Raw genomic sequence first — 20,512 nt, 5'->3', positions numbered from 1 at the left:
TGGGTTTTTAAGAAACCCTAAACTTGGCTCAGCAATCTCAAATGACTATGTGATTTCTCGCATGGCCACTTGTGATGCTGATAATCTTTGTGACTATCAGTCCGTACTCACAAGCACCCACACGAATTGCTTGATTCGATTTGTTAAAGAGCGTTTGGTTAAGAGCGTTTCGTCTCAACCGAGGCGCGCATTCTACGCTTTCCTCATTTGCTGTCAAGCGTTTATTTTGAAGTTTTTTGCGAGAAACTCGTTTAGCTTCAAACACTTGACTCACTGCGATCTCTCGTAGCGGGAGGCGAATCATACAGCGTTTAGAAGCGCTGTCAACCATCATCTCAACCGCTGCCGATCATTCGATCGTAGCCCTTTCAACTTCGCTTCAACTATCTAACTCTTTGAAAATCAAGGAGTTTGTCGTTCCGGCGTCGCTGGAAGTGGGGCGCATTATAAGGGGATTCGAGAGGGCGTCAACCTTTAATTTCAAGAAATTGAAATAATCGCTCAGACAACCCTCCCCTGCCTCCGACCAACCCTGGGCAGCACCCGCGAAACCGCGGGAACCCGCAACACCATCAACACTGCCCCAATAACCGCATAGATTGCCCACTCCCGCAGATCCGAGCGCACGATCCACAAGAAATGCAGCAACCCCAACCCAAGTATCACGTACACCAACCGGTGCAGCTTCTTCCAACGCGCACCCAACCGCCGCTGGCTATACCGATTCGAGGTAACCGCCAGGGCCAGCAGCCCAAGAAACCCAAGCGCACCCACAATAATGTAAGGCCGCTTGCGCAGCTCAACCGCCAGCTGCCCCCAGTCCAGCCCAAGGATAAAGAACAGGTAAGCCAGGACGTGCAGCACGATATAGGCAAACACCCACAACCCCAACTGCCGGCGCACCACGATCCAGCCCGACCATCCCGTCAGCTTCTGCAGCGGCGTCATGCCCAAGGTAACCAGCAGAAAGGTCAACGCCCCGAGCCCAAGCCGGTCCATCATGATCTTTCCGGGATCAGGCCCTAGCAGATTCATCGCCGCCTCATACAACCACCAGACTGGGAACAGGCATCCCACGATGAAAATGGCCAGACGAAACCAGGGGTAACGCATCAATAGTTCTTCCGCAGATCAAGCCCGGTATACAGCGACGCCACTTCATCGGCATAGCCATTGAACATCTGGGTTTCCCGCACATTGGGACTGAACAGCCCGCTGGGCAGCCGCCGTTCACGCGCCTGGCTCCAACGGGGGTGGTCGACCGTCGGGTTCACATTGGCATAGAACCCATATTCATCCGGCGCCAGCCCTTCCCAGGTGGTGCCCGGCTGCTCCGCCACCAGGCTGATACGCACGATCGACTTGATGCTCTTGAAGCCATACTTCCACGGCACCACCAGCCGCAACGGCGCGCCATTCTGGTTGGGCAGCTCCCGGCCATACATCCCGACCGCCAGGATCGCTAAAGGATGCATTGCCTCATCCAGGCGCAAGCCTTCTCTATAAGGCCAGTCGATCAAGGCAAAACCCGAACGCTGCCCCGGCATGTGCTCCGGGTCTTTCAGGGTTTCGAAGCGCACATAACGTGCCTTGGATGTCGGCTCGACCTGCTTGAGCACCTGCGCCAACGGGAAGCCCAGCCACGGAATGACCATCGACCACGCCTCCACGCACCGCAGCCGGTAGATGCGCTCCTCGAGCTGGTACGGTTTGACGAAGTCCTCCAGCGCATAGCGGCCGGGCTTACCCACTTCGCCATCGACCACAACGCTCCAAGGTTCGGTCTTCAGGCTGTCGCCATTGGCCGCCGGGTCGCCCTTGTCAGGCCCGAACTCGTAGAAGTTGTTGTAGTGGGTAGCATCCTTGAACGGCGTGATTGCCTCACCCTTGACCGTTACTGCCTGCCATCGGGTAGCTGCGAGCTTTTCATTGAACCAACCAGGCGCCCTGCCCGCCTCGACATCGGCGTAACGGCTGGCTTCAGCTGCGCGCGCCATGCTCGGCAAAGCGCCCAAGGCCAGGCCAGCCAACGAGCCACCCAGCAGGGTACGACGGGAGAGGTAGATGCCTTCGGGGGTGATCTCCGACGCCTTGCACTCGGAAGACCTGGGAAGCTTGATGAGCATGAGCGGCTCCACAGCACTGGATAACGGATGTACCAGTAAGACTATGGAGCCGGCGGGTTATTCCAGCATTAAATGATTGTCACGCTTTGCGACGGCGTGACTTCAGCAGGAACTGAATCGGGCCCGAAGCCGCATAGGCGAGGAAGATCAGCAGCAGGATACGCGGCGGGTCGCTGAACACCACGGCAAACACCAGCACCACGGCCAGGATAGCCACGAACGGCACACGCCCCTTCAGGTCCAGCTCCTTGAAGCTGTTGTACTTGATGTTGCTGACCATCAGCATTCCGGCAGCAGCCACCAGCAGCGCCACCAGGAACGACAGCTTGGAGCCCTGGATGCCGTAGTCGCTGAACGCCCACACGGTACCCGCGACCACACCCGCAGCAGCAGGACTGGCAAGGCCGATGAAGTAGCGCTTGTCGGCGGTGCCGACCTGGGTATTGAAGCGTGCCAGGCGCAGTGCTGCACCGGCCACATAGATGAAGGCAACCATCCAGCCAACCTTGCCCATGTCGCCCAGCGCCCAGCCAAAGGCCAGCAAGGCCGGAGCGACACCAAAGGCAACCATGTCCGACAGTGAGTCGTACTCGGCACCAAAGGCGCTCTGTGTGTTGGTCATGCGCGCGACACGGCCATCCAGGCCGTCGAGCACCATGGCCACGAAGATCGCGATGGCAGCGAAGGCAAAGTACTTGCTCGCCTCGCGCGGGTCACCGGCGCTCAGGGCGCTCTGCGCGCTCATCGAGCTGATGATGGAATAGAAACCGGCAAACAGGTTGGCGGTGGTAAACAGGTTGGGCAGCAGATAGATGCCACGATGGCGCACCTTGCGCCCTTCGGCGTCATGCCCTTCTTCAACGTGCTCATCGACAGGTAGCAGGCTTTCGGCGTCGGAGGGCTTGTTCGGCTCTTCGGGACGTTCGCTCATGGAGGGTACCTTGCAACAGGATGGAAAATGTTCGACACGGGCCTGCAAAACAGGTTCTGACGGCAGGCCACTGGTCTGCTTTATACCAGAAGCTGACTGTCAGAACGAAAAAACGCGGCCGAAGCCGCGTTTTTCATCTTTCGATAAGACTTAGTTCTTGGTCTTGTCGACGATTTTGTTAGCCGAGATCCACGGCATCATCGAGCGCAGTTGCTCGCCGATGATTTCGATGCCGTGAGCGGCGTTGTTGCGGCGCTTGGCGGTCATCGATGGGTAGTTGGTAGCACCTTCGGAGATGAACATCTTCGCGTACTCGCCGTCCTGGATGCGCTTCAGGGCGTTGCGCATGGCCTTGCGGGATTCTTCGTTGATGACTTCCGGACCGGTTACGTACTCACCGTACTCGGCGTTGTTGGAGATCGAGTAGTTCATGTTGGCGATGCCGCCTTCGTACATGAGGTCAACGATCAGCTTCAGCTCGTGCAGGCACTCGAAGTAGGCCATTTCCGGCGCGTAGCCAGCTTCAACCAAGGTTTCGAAACCGGCCTTGACCAGCTCGACAGTACCGCCACACAGAACAGCCTGCTCACCGAACAGGTCCGTTTCGGTCTCGTCCTTGAAGGTGGTTTCGATGATGCCGGTACGGCCGCCGCCTACGCCCGAAGCGTACGACAGGGCGACATTCTTGGCGTTGCCCGAGGCGTCCTGGTAGATAGCGATCAGGTCAGGGATACCGCCGCCCTTGACGAACTCGGAGCGAACGGTGTGGCCCGGGGCCTTCGGCGCGATCATGATCACGTCGAGGTCGGCACGTGGGACAACCTGGTTGTAGTGGATCGAGAAGCCGTGGGAGAAGGCCAGGGTAGCGCCCTTCTTGATGTTCGGCTCGATTTCCTGCTTGTACAGTTGGCCCTGGAACTCGTCCGGGGTCAGGATCATGACCAGGTCGGCAGCAGCGACGGCAGAGGCAACGTCGGTCACTTTCAGGCCGTGGGCTTCTGCCTTGGCAACGGTGGCCGAACCTTTACGCAGACCGATGGTGACATCCACACCGGAGTCCTTCAGGTTGCACGCCTGAGCGTGGCCCTGGGAACCGTAACCGATGATGGCGACTTTCTTACCCTGAATGATGGAAAGGTCGCAGTCTTTATCGTAGAAAACTTTCATGAAAATACCCCTGGTTATATCTCGGCCCCTGCGGAGCCATCGCTAATTTTTGAATTTAGATGCTGAGCACTTTGTCGCCACGGGCAATGCCGGTAACGCCGCTGCGCACGGTTTCGAGAATCGATGCAGTGCCGATCGCCTGGATGAAGCTGTCCAGTTTGTCGCTGGTGCCGCTCAGCTGCACGGTGTACACGCTGGCAGTCACATCGACGATCTGGCCACGGAAGATATCCGTGGTGCGCTTGATCTCGGCGCGCTGGGCACCGGTGGCCTTGACCTTGACCAGCATCAGTTCACGCTCGATGTGAGCGCTTTCCGACAGGTCGACGAGCTTGACCACTTCGACCAGCTTGTTCAGGTTCTTGGTGATCTGTTCGATCACTTCGTCATGGCCAACGGTGGTCAGCGTCAGACGCGACAGGGTCGGGTCTTCGGTCGGCGCCACGGTCAGGCTTTCAATGTTGTAGTTACGCTGGGAGAACAGGCCGACCACGCGGGACAACGCACCTGGTTCGTTTTCCAGCAGCAGGGAGATGATGTGCCGCATATCAGGTACGCTCCGTCTTGCTCAGCCACATGTCACGCATCGAGCCATCCTTGATCTGCATCGGATAGACGTGCTCACTGCGGTCAACCGCGATGTCGATGAACACCAGGCGGTCCTTCATCGCAAACGCTTCTTCCAGCTTCGGCTTGAGGTCCTTCAGGCTGGTGATGCGGATACCCACATGGCCATAGGCCTCGGCCAGCTTGATGAAGTCAGGCAGCGACTCGACGTACGAGTGCGAGTGACGACCGTTGTAGGCCATGTCCTGCCACTGACGGACCATGCCCAACACACCGTTGTTCAGGTTGACGATCTTCACCGGCAGGCCGTACTGCATGCAGGTGGACAGCTCCTGGATATTCATCTGGATGCTGCCTTCGCCGGTCACGCAGGCCACGTCCTGGTCCGGGAAGTTGAGCTTGACGCCCATCGCCGCCGGGAAACCGAAGCCCATGGTGCCCAGGCCACCGGAGTTGATCCAGCGGTTCGGCTTGTTGAAGCGGTAGTACTGCGCCGCGAACATCTGGTGCTGACCCACGTCGGAGGTGACGAAGGCATCGCCATTGGTCACTTCGCACAGAGTCTCGATGACTTTCTGCGGCTTGATGACATTGCCGTCACCCTTGTCGTAAGGGAACAGCTCGCCATTGCCACGCCATTCGTCGATCTGCTTCCACCAGGCATCCAGCGCCGCCTTGTCAGGCTGCTCGCCGATTTCCTTGAGGATGCCGAGCATTTCGCTGAGCACGCTGTCGACCGGGCCGACGATCGGCACGTCGGCCTTGATCATCTTGGAGATCGACGCCGGGTCGATGTCGATATGGATGATCTTGGCATTCGGGCAGAACTTGGCCGGGCCGTTGACCACGCGGTCGTCGAAACGGGCACCGACGGCGAAGATGACGTCGGCATGATGCATGGCCATGTTGGCAGTGAAGCTGCCGTGCATGCCGAGCATGCCGAGGAACTGGCGGTCGGTACCCGGGAAGCCACCCAGACCCATCAGGGTATTGGTGACCGGCAGGTTCAGCGACTTGGCGATTTCGGTCAGGGCTTCGGAGCCACCACCGAGGATCACGCCGCCACCGGAGTAGACGATCGGGCGCTTGGCCGCCAGCAGCATCTCTGCAGCCTTGCGGATCTGGCCGGAGTGGCCGCGTACCGCTGGGCTATAGGAGCGCAGCTTGACCTTTTTCGGATAGACGTATTCGAACTTCTCGGCCGGGTTGGTCATATCTTTTGGAATGTCGACCACGACCGGACCTGGGCGACCGGATTGCGCCAGGTAGAAAGCTTTTTTCAGAACTTCGGGGATTTCGCTGGCATGTTTGATCATGAAGCTGTGCTTCACGATCGGCCGCGAAATACCGATCATGTCGGTTTCCTGGAAGGCATCGGTACCCACCATGGTGCTAGGCACCTGGCCGGACAGGATGACCATCGGAATCGAATCCATGTAGGCGGTGGCAATACCGGTAATGGCATTGGTCGCGCCCGGGCCGGAGGTTACCAGCACCACGCCGGCCTTGCCGGTGGCGCGGGCGTAGCCGTCCGCCATATGGGTAGCTGCCTGCTCATGACGAACCAGGATGTGCTCGACTTCCGGTTCCTTGAACAGCGCGTCGTAAACATGCAGGAGAGCACCACCAGGGTACCCGTAGATGTGCTTAACGCCTTCGTCACGCAAGAAGCGGACGACCATCTCAGCGCCAGATAAAAGCTCCACGTTGTTCACCTCTAAAACGCCAGAATACCGCCCTCACTGGACGGGTCTTAATAGGTTTACTGCCAAGCAGAGCATGAGCGAACGTCAGCACTGACTGAGCAAGTATTGGGAGCGCCCCAGAGTGTTGCGGGGTTTTCCCACCCAGCGCGAGGTAACGCGTTGCGGGGTGTAACAGGTCGGCGCGGGTGTGCGCCTCATGATCTGCTTAGCGGGTCTGCTTCTGGCAGTCCCTCTACAGCGGAGATTGGATTCTTCTGATTCGGCGCCAACAAGTCAAGAAAAATTATTGCCAATTTTTCCCCAAGATGAATTCCTGCCACCACTAAAAATCGCTTCAGCAGCAGAATAAATAAGATTTCCACAAAAAAGGGCCACAATCTGCGGCCCTTGAAGGAAAAACTGAAGAAATCAGGCGGAAGGAGCAATCAATTGGTCAAATGCTGCCAACAGGCGGCGTAGCTCACGACTTTGCTCTGGCCGGTCGGTAAATACCGTTTCAGCCATTACCAGGATGCCGGACGCACTAGGCAGCGGGTGGCCCAGCTCGATGATGATCTTCATCCGCGGCAGGAAGATCCATTGGAGCCACTGCTCGAAACTGAGGGTATCGACTGCGAAAGGCACCGTACTGGCCAGTGCCTCATCGCTTGGCGGCTCGTCATCCCACCAGCCTTGCACCTGCAACTCTCGTTCGATCAGCAGCAGGTGGTCGGCAACATCCAGAATGCGCTGCTCGATCATCACGAATTGACCCGTGCCTTTTGCCGGGCCAGTGCGGCACCAGCGCTGTCACCCTGCTTCTCGCGGGCCTGGGCGATGGTGTTCCACAGCTCGGCCTGCAGGCTCGGGCGGCCGTTGGCGTAAGTCAAAGCACGACGCGCCAACTGCTCGGCCTGCGGTGCATCACCTTGCGACAGGCGTACCTGGGCCAGACGGTACAGTACCTGCGGCTCGCGCGGGGCAATGCGCTGAGCACGCTCCAGGCTCGATGCGGCACCGTTGAAGTCACCGCTGCCCTGCTGGGTCTTCGCGGTGGTCAGCAGCGCCAGCACCGGGCCGTCCAGCTGCTCGTCGGCCGACAGGCCACCGGTAGCAGCACCGCTACGCGGAATACCGGTTGGCGCGCTGGTGCTTTGCGGGGCGCTGTTCATCGCCGCGATGTCGAAGGGTTCGTCGGCGATCGGGTTGGGATTGGTGGTCATTGGTGCCGAACTGACCGGCCCAGTGGTAATTGGGCCTGGGGTGATCGGCCCCGGGGTAATCGGCGAGGTGCTGATTGGCGCCGCGCCATTGGCCGCCGGGAACGTCTGGATGCCCGAAGCGCCAGCGCCCTGCGGGATCATCACGGTCACGCCGGAGTCTTCAGGCAGCGTTTGAGCCTGCGCGGTACCCGCGTTATAGCCACCCGCAGAGCGATTGGCCGTCACGCGTTCGCTGTTGGACACCCGGGTGCTCGAGTCGACCACCGGAATATTGCCGCGCGGGACGCTGGCGCACCCCTGGAGCACAGCCAGCGCCGTCACGGCAGGAAACAGCCACTTGTTCACGTCACACCTCATCAATGCAGCCTGTGCTTAATTCATCCAGCCCTTGACCCAGTCCATGACCGATTCAACTGGATCCTGCTCGCCGCCGCAGGTCGCGCCGGCGGGCGGTTCACTCCCGCGAATATACGGCATCTGCACCGCTCCCGGACAGCTGCCATCAGACCCATGGCCACTGTACGGGTCAATCCAGGCCTGCACCACGTTGTCCGGTTGCGGCATGTCCAGCGGCAGCGGGTCGGCCTTCTTCATGAAGCTGGTCCACACCTGCAGGGCGCCGGTAGCACCAGTAAATGGCGTCTTGCCGTTGTCGTCACGCCCCATCCATACCACGGCCAGCAGGTCCTGGCTGAACCCGGAGAACCAGCTGTCGCGCGAATCGTTACTGGTGCCGGTCTTGCCCGCCAGGGTGAGATTGCGCGGCAAAGTGTTGTACACCGAGCGGCCGGTGCCTTCGCGCATCACCCGCTGCATGGCGTTCTGCACCAGGTAGATAGCCCCCGGGTCGAAGGTTTGCTGGATCTGGAACGGGTAGCGTTTTAGCGGCTCGCCCTCGGCGGTGAGCACGCTGCGGATACCGCGCATCGGGGTATTGAAGCCGCCGTTGGCGATGGTCTGGTACATCGTCGCGACCTGCATTGGCGACATGCCACCGGCACCCAGCAGCATGGCCGGGAAGGCTGGCCAGTCAACGTTCACTCCCAGCCGGCCAATGGTCTTGATCACGTTGGGCACACCCACTTCCAGGCCGATCTTGGCAGTCGACAGGTTGTAGGAGTTGGCCAGCCCCTGGTACAGGTAGATGGTGCCATGCGGGCGACGATCGTAGTTCTGCGGGCGCCAGACCTGGCCGTCGGCACCTTTGACCGAGAACGGCTCGTCCTGCACCCAACTGGTCAAGGTGTACTTGGTCGGTTGTTCCAGCGCGGTCAGGTACACCGCCGGCTTGACCAGCGAACCGATCGGCCGCACGGCATCAATGGCGCGGTTGAAGCCGGCGAAGCCGGCCTGGCGGCTGCCGATAAGCGCCTGCACCTCACCGGTTTCCGGATTGGTCACGACCATCGCCGACTCAACCTCGTCCGCCCCCTTGCGCCCCGCGAGGCGCTTGAAGGTCTCGCTCATCGAGGTTTCGGCCTTCATCTGCAGGATCGGGTCGAAGCTGGTGAAGATGCGCAGGCCTTCTTCGGTCAAGTCTTCATCGCGGTAGTCCTGGCGCAGCTGGCGCTTGACCAGGTCGAGGAATGCCGGGAACGAGCTGTCGGCCAGGCTGCCGCGCTTGGTCACGCCCAGCGGCATCTTCTTCGCTGCATCGACTTCGGCCTGGCTGGCCACGCCCTGCTCGGCCACCAGGTCGAGCACCAGGTTGCGGCGGGCCAGGGCGCGGTCCGGATAGCGACGCGGGTTGTAGTAGGACGGCCCCTTGACCATGCCCACCAGCAAGGCGATCTGGTGCAGTTTCAGCTCCGACAGCGGTTGGCTGAAGAAGAACTGGCTGGCGAGGCCGAAGCCGTGCACCGCACGCTGGCCATCCTGGCCGACGAACACCTCGTTGAGGTAGGCCTCGAGGATCTCGCGCTTGTCGTAGTGCAGCTCCAGCAGTACGGCCATCATCGCCTCGGTCAGCTTGCGGCTGAGGCTGCGCTCGCTGGTGAGGTAGAAATTCTTCACCAGCTGCTGGGTCAGGGTACTGCCACCCTGGCGCATGGAACCTGCCGAGGTGTTGACCCACATGGCCCGGGCGATGGACTTGGGCGACACCCCGAAGTGGCTGTAGAAATCGCGGTCTTCCGTCGCCACCAGGGTTTCGAGCAGGTACGGCGGTACCTGGTCGATCTTGATCAGGATGCGGTCTTCGAGGTTTTTCGGGTATATGCCACCGATCATCAGCGGCTCCAGGCGCACTACGTCGAGCGTCTTGCCGTTGGCGCCGGAAAGGCCCGCCACGTAATCGCCGGAGAAGCGCACACGCACGAACTGCGCCGGCTCCATGCCCTCGTAAAACTGGAAGCCGCGGGTATTGAGCTCGACGGTGTTGCCGTTGACTGCCGCCGCGCCCGGGCCGTTGGCCGCGCTTTCACGCCGGTAGCCGAGCGCGTCCAGCTCGGTGAGGAAGTCGTTCTTGCTCAGCTTCTGGCCGGAGAACAGCTCCAGCGGCCGGGCATACACCTTGGCCGGGATGGTCCAGCGCTTGCCGGAAAACTTTTCCTGGACGACAGCATCGAGGTAAACCGCGAAGCCGGCAACGATCACCAGGCCGACCAGGCTGAGCTTCAAAGCCCAGCCCAGCCAGGCGCGGGAGCGGCCGGTCGGGCGTTTCTGAGGGGTACGGGGATTTCGGGTTCGGGTCATGGCGGCGGATTATACGCACTTTATAAAGGCTGGGCAGACGCCCCCGGCGGTAGGCAGGGACGGCACCATTGACCATAATGGCGCATTCGAATTCCCTGCCCCCGGAAGGATTTCCCGTGAGCCAAGCCCTTATCACTGCGTTGCAGAACCCCGCCCTGTACCCTCACCCCGTGGATGGGTTCCAGCTCATCGAGACGCATATCTCCTGGGTCCTGCTCACTGGCGAGTATGCCTACAAGATCAAGAAGCCGATGAACTTCGGCTTCCTCGACTTCACCAGCCTGGACCAGCGCCAGCATTTCTGTAACGAAGAATTGCGCCTGAACCAGCGCCTGACCGACGGCCTGTACCTGGAAGTGTTGCCGATCACCGGTAGCGTCGACGCGCCGCAGATCGGTGGTGAAGGCGAAGCCATCGAGTACGTGCTGAAGATGCGCCAGTTCCCCCAGGGGCAGATGCTCAACACCCTGCAGGCCAATGGCGAACTGAACGCCGCGCACATCGACCAGATGGCCCGGCAGATCGCCGAGTTCCACCTGCAGGCCCCACGCGTTCCGGTGGAGCACCCGCTCGGCACGCCGGACAGCGTGATGGCGCCGGTGGAACAGAACTTCGAGCAGATTCGCCCGTTCCTCAGCGACAAGGCCGACCTGCAGCAACTCGACGCCCTGCAGGCCTGGGCACGCAGCAGCTTCGAGCGCCTGCATGGCCTGCTGGAAAAGCGCAAGGCCAATGGTTTCATCCGTGAATGCCACGGTGACATCCACCTGGGCAACGCCACCCTGATCGACGGCAAGGTGGTGATCTTCGACTGCATCGAGTTCAACGAACCGTTCCGTCTGACTGACGTATATGCCGACACCGGCTTCCTGGCCATGGACCTGGAAGACCGCGGCCTGAAATGCCTGGCCCGCCGCTTCATCAGCCAGTACCTGGAACTGACCGGCGACTACGAAGGCCTGGAACTGCTCAACTTCTACAAAGCCTACCGCGCGCTGGTGCGGGCCAAGGTTGCACTGTTCAGCATGCCAGCCGATGCCGATGGCGTGCAGCGCGCCACCACCCTGCGCACCTACCGCAACTATGCCAACCTGGCAGAAAGCTACAGCGCCATCCCGTCGCGCCTGCTGGCCATTACCCACGGTGTTTCGGCAGTGGGCAAAAGCCACGTCGCCATGCGCATGGTCGAGGCCCTGGGTGCCGTCCGCGTGCGTTCGGATGTGGAGCGCAAACGCCTGTTCGGCGACCAGCAGCAGGCTGACGCTGGCCAGCTAAGTACCGGCATCTATGACCAGGACGCCAGTGTCGCGACCTACCAGCGCCTGCACGAGGTGGCGGCGACCGTGCTGCGAGCCGGCTTCCCGGTAGTGCTGGATGCCACCTACCTCAAGCGTGATCAGCGCCAGGCCGCGGCGGACATCGCCAGCCAGACCGGCGTGCCATTCCTGATCCTCGACTGCCATGCGCCGGATGCGGTCATCGCCAGCTGGCTGGAGCAGCGCCGGGCAGAAAACACCGACCCGTCAGATGCCACCCTGGAAGTGGTCAAGGCCCAGCAAGCCAGCCGTGAGCCGCTGAGTGCGCAAGAGCTGGTGCAGAGCACCCGCGTCGATACCCAGAGTGCCGGGAGCATGGACCAGGTGATCGAGCAGATTCGCCAGCGCTTGCCTGGGCTGTAAGGTCAGCGTTTTCCTGGGCCGGCCTATTCGCGGGTGAACCCGCTCCCACAGGTACTGCGTCAGTCGTGAGGCTTGCAGATAACCTTGTGGGAGCGGGTTTACCCGCGAAGAGGCCGGCACAGGACATCTCGTCGCCCCCTATGGCAAAAGGCCGCGCATTTCCCATCCCCCGCTACACTCCTCTCTGACCTGCTCGCGATTTATCCCCCAATCCCCGTTCAGCCATCGCAAGGAGGCTCGATGAACGATGAATTGCAGCATCTGAAGAACCTTGGCAAGACCTCTGCGCAGTGGCTGCATGCAGCCGGCATCCACAGTGCATCGGATCTGCGCCGCCTGGGCGCGGTGGGTGCGTACCAGGCCGTGAAGACACGAGGGTTCCGCGCATCGAAGGTGCTGTTGTATGCCATTGAAGGCGCCCTGCTGGACATGCACTGGAACGATCTGCCGCTGGAGCGCAAAGAAGCGCTCAACCAACAACTGGATGCGAAAAGCCCCGCGCAAAAAAATCAGAAATAATTTCAGGAAGGGGATTGACGACGAAATGAGAATCGTTATGATTATCACAACTGGTCGCGAGACTGGTTGGATAAGCTAAGAGCCCCTGGTTCGGACTCTCAGATTATCTCCTCATCAGGCTAATCACGGTTATTGACCCGGCAATTTGCCGGGTCTTTTTTTGCCTCTTTGCAGCCCTGTCACCGCAGTTGCGCGCAATAGTCCTGCTCCGGCATCGCTGCCGTGTACCACACAAAATCAGCCTCGCCTGCCTCGACCTGCTCACCGACCTCTGCCAACCGCAGTACCTTGCTCTCCCCCTGCGCTTGCAGGTCAGCCAGGTGCAACGGTACACCCAGGTCCTTGCGCACGTGATAAGCCCCAGCCAGCAGCAGTGCCGGCTGCGGCGCCGCCAGCAAGCGCTCGGCCATGCGCCGGTCGCGTTGCTGCTGCACGGCCAGCATCGCCGGCAACTGGCTTTCTGGCAGCATCCCGCAATGCCCGGCACGCACATGCTCCAGCAAGGCGGCCTTGACCGTCGGCGCATTGGAGCGTTCGCCCGGTAACGAAGCAGGCTGTCGATAGGCCTGGCGCATCTCGCCGGGCGAGAGGTTGGCGGCCAGCACAGGCATCCGCTGCTGCAAAGCCTCAGTCACGATTGGCCCGTACAGCTGCCAATCCCAGCCGTCCTGCCATGCCAGGGCCTTGGACAGGTCTGCCGGCAAAGGTTGCCCCGCAAGCTTGTCCAGCAGCGGTTGCTGCTCGGGCTGCAGCATTTCCAGCAGCAGGCTGCCCTGCACACGTTGGCCTTGCAGGGCGCGCAGCAGCCACAGCTGCAGTGCGTGATGGTCGGGGTTGTCGTGCTTCTCGCCGACCAGCACCCGGGGGGCGGCAGACAGGCGCTGCACCAGTTGCTCAGGGCTGATCAGCTGGCCATTGGCAAGATCGACGATATGCCCCAGCTCGGCATGGCTGCGCCCCTCACTGCTCTGCCAGGCGGGCAGCGGTGGCAGGCTGGCCTGGCAGCCACCCAGTACCAGCACCAGGCACAGCGAGAAAGCGGACAGCAGCGGATGTCGCATGGGCAGTACCTCCATTCATGGCCTGCACGAGCCCTTGTAGGAGCGGCCTTGTGTCGCGAAAGGGCCGCAAAGCGGCCCCAGATTTTCAGCAGTGATGCACAAATTGCCGGGGCTGCCCTGCAGCCCTTTCGCGACACAAGGCCGCCCCTACAAAGATCGCGCCGGCGTTAGCGGGTGATGATCAGCGGATGCCCACGCTCCGGGTGCGCCTGTACCAGTACATCGATCCCATATACCGCCCTCAACGCCGCCGGCGTCAGCACTGCTTCAGGTGTGGCAAAGGCATGGCAGCGCCCCTGCTCCAGCAGCAGGATACGGTCACAGTAGCGCGCCGCCAGGTTCAGGTCATGCAGGATCACCAGCACCGCGGCGCCACGGTCGGCAAAGCGGCGCACGGCTTCCAGGGTGGTGTGCTGGTGCAACGGGTCGAGCATCGAGGTTGGCTCGTCGAGCAGCAGCGTGCTACCCGCTTCGCCCGGCCACAGCTGCGCCAGTACACGAGCCAGGTGCACCCGTTGCCGCTCGCCGCCAGACAACGCCAGGTAACTGCGCTCCACCAGGTGCCAGGCATCCGCCGCCCGCAAGGCCGCTTCGACGATTTCCGCATCGCGCCGCTGCCCGGTGCCATGGGGCATGCGCCCCATGCCCACCACTTCCTCGACCCGGAACGAGAACCCCAGGCTAGACACCTGCGGCAACACCGCCAGGCGCCTGGCCCGTTCCTGCCCGGCCCAGTTGGCCAGCGGCCTGCCCTGTAGCGTCACCCATCCGCGATCAGGCGCCAGCTCACCACACAGTACACCCAGCAGGCTGCTCTTGCCGGCACCGTTGGGGCCGAGCACGCCCACCACCTGCCCCGGGCTCAGCTGCAAATGAATGTCATGCAGCACTTCGTTGCTGCCCCGCCGCAAGTACAGGCCCTCGGCTTGCAACATCAGCTGCGCCCTCGTATCAGCAGGAACAGGAAAAACGGTGCACCGATAAAGGCCGTGACGATACCGATCGGCAGCTCGGCAGGCGCCAGCAGCAGCCGCGCCGCCAAATCGGCGAACAGCATCAGCACACCGCCCGCCAACAACGAAGCTGGCAGCACCACACGGTGATCAGGCCCGGCCAGCAAGCGCACCAGGTGCGGTACCACCAGGCCGATGAAACCGATCAACCCGGCAGCCGCCACCGCCGCACCCACGCCCAGCGCCGTGCAGAACACCAGCTCGCGCTTGAGCCGCTCCACATCGATGCCCAGGTGGCGCGCCTCCGACTCACCCAGCAGCATGGCATTCAACGCCTTGGCCCGGCGTGGCAGCCACACTGCCACGCCCGCAGCCACCAGCAGCAACGGCCACAGCCGCTGGTAACTGGCACCATTGAGGCTGCCCAGGTTCCAGAACGTCAGCGTGCGCAGCGTGGCGTCGTCGGCCAGGTAGGAGAACAGCCCCACGGCAGCACCGCCCAACGCGGTCATGGCCACACCGGCCAGCAGCATCGTGGCGACGTTGGTCTGGCCGTCGCGCCGCCCCAGACGATAGACCAGCGCAGTCACGCCCAGCCCGCCGATGAAAGCACACAGCGACAACAGGTAAGGGGCAAGCACCTCCGGCATGCCGCCCAGCCAACTGCCGCCAACGATGGCCACCGCCGCGCCCACCGCCGCCCCGGCGGCAACCCCTACCAGCCCGGGGTCGGCCAGCGGGTTACGGAACAGCCCCTGCATGGCCACACCGGACAACGCCAGCACCGCGCCCACCGCCAACCCCAGCAAGGTGCGCGGCAAGCGGATCTGGCCGAGGATCATCTCGGCCTGCTGCAGGCCGTCGGCGGCAATGGGCAGCCCCAGCAGGCGCAGGCCGGCACGCAGGGTATCGAACAGCGGCAGGCTGACCGGCCCCAGGGCCAATGACAACCACACCGCCAACAGGCACAACAGGCTCAGGCAAACGAACAGCGTGCGTGGCTGGACCCGCTGTTTCATTGGGCGAGGCCGGCCTTGGCAGCCGGATAGAAGGTGGCCGCAAGCAACTGCAGTGTTGCCGGCAGGCGTGGCCCGAGCCCACCGACCAACAGCGTCGGGTCAAGCGATACCAGGCGTTTCTCGCGCACAGCGCGCGAGGCCGCCAGCGCGGGGTTTTCTTTCAGCAACGCCTGCAAGGCCTGCTCATCGGCCAGCGCCCGGTCGGAAAACACGATCACATCCGGGTCCAGCGCCGCCAGTGCTTCGCTGGAGAAATTCTTGTAGCCCTGATGTTCTGCCAGGTTGCGCCCGCCTGCCTGGCTCAGCAGCCAGTCACCGGCGGTACCCTGCCCGGCGATCAGCGGCTTGGCCCCGGCATGCCCGACTAGCAGCAACACCCCTGGCGCCTTCTGCTCCGCCCGGGCCTGCCTGACCTTGGCCTGCAAGGCATCGAGCTGCTGGTGGTAGCCCGACGCCAAGACCGCGGCCTGCTGTTCTGCGCCCAGCAACTGCCCCAGGCGCTTGAGGTTTTCATCCACCGCCGCCAGTTCGGCCTTGCTGGAGAACAGTTCGACCCGCACGCCAGCCTTGCGGATTTGCGCCAGTACCGGTGGCGGCCCCATTTCCTCGGTGCCCACCAGCACATCCGGGCGCAGGCTGAGAATGCCTTCCGCAGACAGCTGCCGCTGGTAGCCGACACTGGGCAGTGACTTCAGCGATGGCGGATGCTGGCTGGTGGTGTCCACCCCCACCAACCGCGCTTCACCACCCAGCGCGCTGATCCATTCGCTCAGTGCACCACCAGCGCTGACCCAACGCTGCGGCAGCTCGACCGCCAGGGCCTGGGTGGAGAGCACAAGGCTCGCGCACAGGGCGAGCAAGGCGACGGGACGGCGCATCATCGGGTTCCTTCTGCAGGCGGGCCGCGCGCCTTGTGGCGGGCGACGGAACTGCGCACCATAAGCAGCCGGGCGCAGCGAATGCGGGCAATTTGATAATTATTCGCATTGACGCGTCAAGCCACCACTTGTTTCACGAGTCGTCCTTGCCATGCACTTCCTTTGTACCTCCCACGGCCTGGCCGAAGGCCAAAGCCGCGCCTTCAGCGTAGACGGCATCGAACTGTTCGGCGTACGCCGCCAGGGCCAGGTGTACCTCTACCGCAATCGTTGCCCGCACCGCAGCATCCCGCTGAACTGGGCGGAAGATGCGTTTCTCGATGACAGCGCCAGCCTGATTCACTGCGCCCATCATGGCGCGCTGTTCCTGATCGAAAGCGGCGAATGCGTGGCCGGGCCGTGCGAGGGCGAGCAACTGCAGGCCCTGGGCTGCCACGAGGACAGCCAGGGCATCTGGTTCAAGGGGTAAGCAGCACCGGCAGGCGGCGGTCGATGACGATGCCTTCGGCGTCCAGGCGCGTGCCGTAGGCCAGCACCTCCACCCCGTCCGCCACCGCCGCGCGCAGGGCCTGGGCATAGGCCGCATCGATTTCCTCGGCCGGGCGCACCGCGTCGATACCGGTCAGGTTCACGCAATACAGCTGCACCGCCCGCACGCCCTGCCTGGACAGCTTCGCCAGCTCGCGCAAGTGTTTGGCACCGCGCTGGGTCACCGCATCAGGGAAGGCCGCGACCGTGCTGTCTGGGTAGCCCAGGGTCACGCTCTTGACCTCGACATAGGCCGGGGCACCGTCGAATTCCAGACGAAAGTCGATGCGGCTGCCTTCCTCGCCGTAGGCCACTTCACGCCTTAGAGCGCTGAAGCCGGCCAGTTCGGCGATGATGCCCGCACGCAGGGCCTCTTCGACCAGCGTATTGGCCCGCCCGGTATTCACACAGGCCAGCCGACCCTGCGGGGTTTCGCTGATTTCCCAGGTGCCCGGGAGCTTGCGCTTGGGGTCGTTGGAGCGGCTGAACCACACCTGCCCGCCTTCTCGCATGCAGTTGAGCATGGAACCGGTGTTCGGGCAGTGGATGGTCAGCTGTTCGCCGCCGGGCAGTTCGATATCCGCCAGAAAGCGTTTGTAGCGGCGCAGCAGGCGTCCCTGTTCGAGTGGGGGATGGAATTGCATCAGCCTTGCCAGCTCCGCAGACCGCGGGCGATCCGTTGTACCGCCTCTTCCAGGCGCGGCAGGCTTTGGGTGTAGGCAAAGCGCACATGGTGGCCGGCCAGGTGACGGCCGAAGTCCAGGCCCGGGGTAAAGGCCAGGTGCTCGGTCTCCAGGAAGTGCCGGCAGAAGGCGAACGCGTCACCGCCAAAGGCACTGATGTCGGCATACAGGTAGAACGCCCCCTGCGGCTCGACGGCAATGCGGAAGCCCAGTTCGCGCAGGGCAGGCAACAGGTAGTCGCGGCGGCGGGCGAACTCGGCCCGGCGCTCCTCGAAAATGGCCAGGGTCTCGGGCTGGAAACACGCCAGCGCGGCGTGCTGGGCCATGCTGGGCGCACTGATGTACAGGTTTTGTGCCAGCTTCTCCAGGTCGGCCACCGCGCCAGGAGGCGCCACCAGCCAGCCGAGGCGCCAACCGGTCATGCCGAAATACTTGGAAAAACTATTCAGGACGAATGCCGAGTCGTCCACTTCCAGCACGCTGGGTGCGTCCATGCCATAGGTCAGCCCGTGGTAGATCTCGTCCACCACCAGGTGGCCATGCCGTTCGCGGGTGGCGCGGGACAGGCCGGCCAGCTCGTCACGCCCCAGCACGGTGCCGGTCGGGTTGGCCGGCGAGGCGACCAGGGCTCCGACCGTGTCCTTGTCCCAGTAGCGGTCGACAAGGTCGGCAGTCAGCTGGTAATTCACGTCCGGGCCCACCGGCACCAGCTGCGCCCCGCCCTCGACCAGGCGCAGGAAGTGGCGGTTGCACGGGTAGCCTGGGTCGGCCAGCAGCCAGTGCTTGCCTGGGTCTACCAGCAAGCTGCTGGCCAGCAGCAGCGCACCGGAGCCACCCGGGGTGATGAGGATGCGTTCAGGGTCGACACTCAGGCCGTAACGCTGGCCATAGAACCCGGCAATGGCTTCGCGCAGTGCCGGCAGGCCGCGTGCGGCGGTGTAGCGGGTGTGCCCGGCGGCCAATGCTGCCTGGCCGGCGGCAACGATGGGCGCGGCCGTGGTGAAGTCCGGCTCGCCGATTTCCAGGTGGATCACGTCGTGTCCGGCCGCCTGCAGCTCGTTGGCCCGGGCCAGCAGCGCCATGACGTGGAAGGGTTCGATGGCGCGGCTGCGCGCACTGTAGGGGTGGGCCATGACCTTCTCTCAATTGGGTCTAAACTGGAGATTCTACCTCTGCACGCCACCGAACGTGCGGCTCGCGCCGCTGTCAATTACCAGGATCGGGCGGGGTAGCGCACCCCCGATCTATCTGGTAAGTTCGGCGGCTCGCAGTCGCAGGGCCGGCGGGTGCCGGAGATGGAGCAGCCTGCGCATTGGATCAGATGAGTGAGAGGCGGTCTATTCATGTCCACCGTAGAAAAGCAAAAAGCCCAGACCATGTACGGTGTCGAGCCCTACGTAGAAACCAAGGGTGAAGAGTACATGGGCGAGCCCATGAAAAAGCACTTCACCAAGCTTCTCGGCGCCTGGAAGCAAGAGCTGATGAACAGTGTCGACCGCACTGTGGACCACATGAAGGACGAGGCAGCCAACTTCCCCGACCCGGCCGACCGTGCCAGCCAGGAAGAAGAATTCGCCCTGGAGCTGCGCAACCGCGATCGCGAGCGCAAGCTGATCAAGAAAATCGACAAGACCCTCGACAAGATCAAGGCCGACGAGTACGGCTGGTGCGAATCGTGCGGCATCGAGATCGGCCTGCGTCGCCTGGAGGCCCGCCCTACCGCCGACCTGTGCTTCGACTGCAAGGAAATCGCCGAGAAAAAGGAAAAGACGGTCGGCAAAGGCTGACCTTTCTTTCCACCTGAACGGGGCGCATCATGCGCCCCGTTTCATTTATATGCCCAGCCTGACCATGACCGAATCAAGCTACATCGGGCGTTTCGCCCCCACCCCCAGCGGCTTCCTGCACTTCGGCTCGCTGGTCGCAGCCCTCGCCTCCTGGCTCGATGCCCGCGCCGTGAACGGCCGCTGGCTGCTGCGCATGGAAGACACCGACCCGCCTCGGGAAATGCCCGGTGCTCGCGATGCGATCCTGCAGACCCTGGAGCGCTACGGCCTGGAGTGGGACGGCGAAGTGGTGTTCCAGAGCCAGCGGCACGATGCCTATGCCGCGGTGGTCGACCGCCTGTTCAACATGGGCCTGGCCTACGCCTGCACCTGCTCGCGCAAGCAGCTTGAGGGTTACAACGGCATCTACCCGGGCCTTTGCCGCAACGCCGGGCATGCTCGGGAAGGCGCGGCGATCCGCCTGCGCGTGCCAGAGCTGATCTACCGCTTTACCGACCGCGTGCAGGGCGAGTTCCAGCAGCACCTGGGGCGTGAAGTGGGCGATTTCGTCATCCAGCGCCGCGACGGGCTGTATGCCTACCAGCTGGCGGTGGTACTGGACGATGCCTGGCAAGGTGTTACCGACATCGTGCGTGGGGCCGACCTGCTCGACAACACCCCGCGCCAGCTGTACCTGCAAGAGTTGCTGGGCTTTTCGCAGCCGCGTTACCTGCATATTCCGCTGATCGTGCAGCCGGACGGGCACAAGCTGGGCAAGTCGTACCGCTCGCCGCCGCTGCAGGCGGACCAGGCGACACCGCTGTTGCTGCGGGCGCTGCGGGCGCTGGGGCAGGAAGCAGACCCCGAGTTGCTGCTGGCAACGCCGGCGGAGGTATTGGCGGTAGCTCGCAAGCAGTGGCGGCCCGAGGCGATTGCGCAGCGGACCACGGTGCCAGAGGCTGATTTGCGCTGAGGCAGGCCCGGCCCTTTCGCGGGTAAACCCGCTCCCACAGGGTCCTCACCAAACCTGAGG

At 62.7% G+C, this 20,512-nt stretch carries 20 protein-coding genes; 5 read left to right on the top strand and 15 right to left on the bottom strand.

Annotated elements, in window-relative coordinates; all coding sequences use genetic code 11:
- Positions 1 to 501: 501 nt before the first annotated feature.
- The 9 genes from msrQ to mrcB all read right to left on the bottom strand — a co-directional run bounded on the left by msrQ (position 502) and on the right by mrcB (position 10,393).
- Complete coding sequence (gene msrQ / locus CAG00_RS05050) at positions 502 to 1,113, bottom strand: protein-methionine-sulfoxide reductase heme-binding subunit MsrQ (RefSeq protein WP_085663626.1); 612 nt, start codon at positions 1,111 to 1,113, stop codon at positions 502 to 504.
- Positions 1,113 to 2,126: a protein-methionine-sulfoxide reductase catalytic subunit MsrP gene (msrP, locus tag CAG00_RS05045; protein WP_015271833.1), complete on the bottom strand. Its 1,014-nt coding sequence runs from the start codon at positions 2,124 to 2,126 to the stop codon at positions 1,113 to 1,115. Before msrP ends, msrQ begins: the two co-directional genes overlap by 1 nt.
- Before the next feature lie 79 nt (positions 2,127 to 2,205).
- Complete coding sequence (gene pssA / locus CAG00_RS05040) at positions 2,206 to 3,057, bottom strand: CDP-diacylglycerol--serine O-phosphatidyltransferase (protein ID WP_009685387.1); 852 nt, start codon at positions 3,055 to 3,057, stop codon at positions 2,206 to 2,208.
- Between the two features lie 150 nt (positions 3,058 to 3,207).
- Positions 3,208 to 4,224: a ketol-acid reductoisomerase gene (gene ilvC / locus CAG00_RS05035; RefSeq protein WP_013974255.1), complete on the bottom strand. Its 1,017-nt coding sequence runs from the start codon at positions 4,222 to 4,224 to the stop codon at positions 3,208 to 3,210.
- A 55-nt stretch (positions 4,225 to 4,279) separates the two neighbouring features.
- Positions 4,280 to 4,771: an acetolactate synthase small subunit gene (ilvN, locus tag CAG00_RS05030; protein WP_003250040.1), complete on the bottom strand. Its 492-nt coding sequence runs from the start codon at positions 4,769 to 4,771 to the stop codon at positions 4,280 to 4,282.
- A gap of 1 nt (position 4,772) precedes the next feature.
- A complete protein-coding gene (locus CAG00_RS05025) occupies positions 4,773 to 6,497 on the bottom strand; it encodes an acetolactate synthase 3 large subunit (RefSeq protein ID WP_015271834.1) in 1,725 nt (574 codons plus the stop codon).
- A gap of 408 nt (positions 6,498 to 6,905) precedes the next feature.
- The gene (locus CAG00_RS05020; protein WP_015271835.1) at positions 6,906 to 7,238 is read right to left on the bottom strand and encodes a YqcC family protein; all 333 of its coding nucleotides are present in this window, start codon (positions 7,236 to 7,238) and stop codon (positions 6,906 to 6,908) included.
- Entirely contained in the window at positions 7,238 to 8,056 is an 819-nt protein-coding gene (locus CAG00_RS05015) for a tetratricopeptide repeat protein (protein ID WP_085663625.1), read from the bottom strand. Before CAG00_RS05015 ends, CAG00_RS05020 begins: the two co-directional genes overlap by 1 nt.
- Before the next feature lie 15 nt (positions 8,057 to 8,071).
- Positions 8,072 to 10,393: a penicillin-binding protein 1B gene (gene mrcB / locus CAG00_RS05010; RefSeq protein ID WP_061551398.1), complete on the bottom strand. Its 2,322-nt coding sequence runs from the start codon at positions 10,391 to 10,393 to the stop codon at positions 8,072 to 8,074.
- A gap of 116 nt (positions 10,394 to 10,509) precedes the next feature.
- Between mrcB and CAG00_RS05005 the strand changes: the two genes are divergently transcribed.
- Together CAG00_RS05005 and CAG00_RS05000 are read left to right on the top strand one after the other, a co-directional pair.
- The gene (locus CAG00_RS05005; RefSeq protein WP_085663624.1) at positions 10,510 to 12,072 is read left to right on the top strand and encodes a bifunctional aminoglycoside phosphotransferase/ATP-binding protein; all 1,563 of its coding nucleotides are present in this window, start codon (positions 10,510 to 10,512) and stop codon (positions 12,070 to 12,072) included.
- Positions 12,073 to 12,312: 240 nt separating this feature from the next.
- Positions 12,313 to 12,591, top strand: coding sequence for a TfoX/Sxy family protein (locus CAG00_RS05000; RefSeq protein WP_013974260.1), 279 nt, complete (start codon positions 12,313 to 12,315; stop codon positions 12,589 to 12,591).
- A gap of 179 nt (positions 12,592 to 12,770) precedes the next feature.
- Here CAG00_RS05000 and CAG00_RS04995 read toward each other — a convergent pair whose 3' ends face one another.
- The 4 genes from CAG00_RS04995 to CAG00_RS04975 all read right to left on the bottom strand — a co-directional run bounded on the left by CAG00_RS04995 (position 12,771) and on the right by CAG00_RS04975 (position 16,505).
- Positions 12,771 to 13,652 carry a ChaN family lipoprotein gene (locus CAG00_RS04995; RefSeq protein WP_085663623.1) on the bottom strand — a complete coding sequence of 294 codons (882 nt, stop codon included), beginning with the start codon at positions 13,650 to 13,652 and terminating at the stop codon, positions 12,771 to 12,773.
- A gap of 167 nt (positions 13,653 to 13,819) precedes the next feature.
- Entirely contained in the window at positions 13,820 to 14,587 is a 768-nt protein-coding gene (locus CAG00_RS04985) for a heme ABC transporter ATP-binding protein (RefSeq protein ID WP_085663621.1), read from the bottom strand.
- On the bottom strand, positions 14,587 to 15,570 hold the full coding sequence (locus tag CAG00_RS04980; RefSeq protein ID WP_176240857.1) for an iron ABC transporter permease: 984 nt from the start codon (positions 15,568 to 15,570) through the stop codon (positions 14,587 to 14,589). The genes CAG00_RS04985 and CAG00_RS04980 overlap by 1 nt, the downstream gene beginning before the upstream one ends.
- Positions 15,571 to 15,620: 50 nt before the next feature.
- Positions 15,621 to 16,505 (bottom strand): hemin ABC transporter substrate-binding protein, encoded by an 885-nt coding sequence (locus CAG00_RS04975; RefSeq protein ID WP_085663620.1) that lies wholly within the window; start codon positions 16,503 to 16,505, stop codon positions 15,621 to 15,623.
- 148 nt (positions 16,506 to 16,653) lie between these two features.
- On the opposite strand from CAG00_RS04975, the gene CAG00_RS04970 reads away from it, so the two are divergent.
- Entirely contained in the window at positions 16,654 to 16,971 is a 318-nt protein-coding gene (locus CAG00_RS04970; RefSeq protein ID WP_025340682.1) for a Rieske (2Fe-2S) protein, read from the top strand.
- Here the strand turns inward: CAG00_RS04970 and sfsA are convergent.
- Both sfsA and CAG00_RS04960 read right to left on the bottom strand, forming a co-directional pair.
- Positions 16,961 to 17,674, bottom strand: a complete 714-nt coding sequence (gene sfsA, locus CAG00_RS04965) for a DNA/RNA nuclease SfsA (protein ID WP_085663619.1) — start codon at positions 17,672 to 17,674, stop codon at positions 16,961 to 16,963. The two genes, CAG00_RS04970 and sfsA, sit on opposite strands and share 11 nt — an antisense overlap.
- Positions 17,674 to 18,846, bottom strand: a complete 1,173-nt coding sequence (locus CAG00_RS04960; RefSeq protein WP_075046415.1) for a pyridoxal phosphate-dependent aminotransferase — start codon at positions 18,844 to 18,846, stop codon at positions 17,674 to 17,676. The genes sfsA and CAG00_RS04960 overlap by 1 nt, the downstream gene beginning before the upstream one ends.
- 210 nt (positions 18,847 to 19,056) lie before the next feature.
- Between CAG00_RS04960 and dksA the strand changes: the two genes are divergently transcribed.
- Both dksA and gluQRS read left to right on the top strand, forming a co-directional pair.
- The gene (gene dksA, locus CAG00_RS04955; RefSeq protein WP_025340685.1) at positions 19,057 to 19,500 is read left to right on the top strand and encodes an RNA polymerase-binding protein DksA; all 444 of its coding nucleotides are present in this window, start codon (positions 19,057 to 19,059) and stop codon (positions 19,498 to 19,500) included.
- Positions 19,501 to 19,564: 64 nt separating this feature from the next.
- On the top strand, positions 19,565 to 20,452 hold the full coding sequence (gene gluQRS, locus CAG00_RS04950; RefSeq protein WP_084785353.1) for a tRNA glutamyl-Q(34) synthetase GluQRS: 888 nt from the start codon (positions 19,565 to 19,567) through the stop codon (positions 20,450 to 20,452).
- Positions 20,453 to 20,512: the final 60 nt, after the last annotated feature.

Origin of the sequence: Pseudomonas sp. B5(2017), from assembly GCF_002112825.1 — a bacterium.
Classification (GTDB): domain Bacteria; phylum Pseudomonadota; class Gammaproteobacteria; order Pseudomonadales; family Pseudomonadaceae; genus Aquipseudomonas; species Aquipseudomonas putida_Z.
The sequence above is the reverse complement of the archived record's forward strand: the minus strand, read 5'-3'. Positions and strand labels throughout refer to the sequence as shown.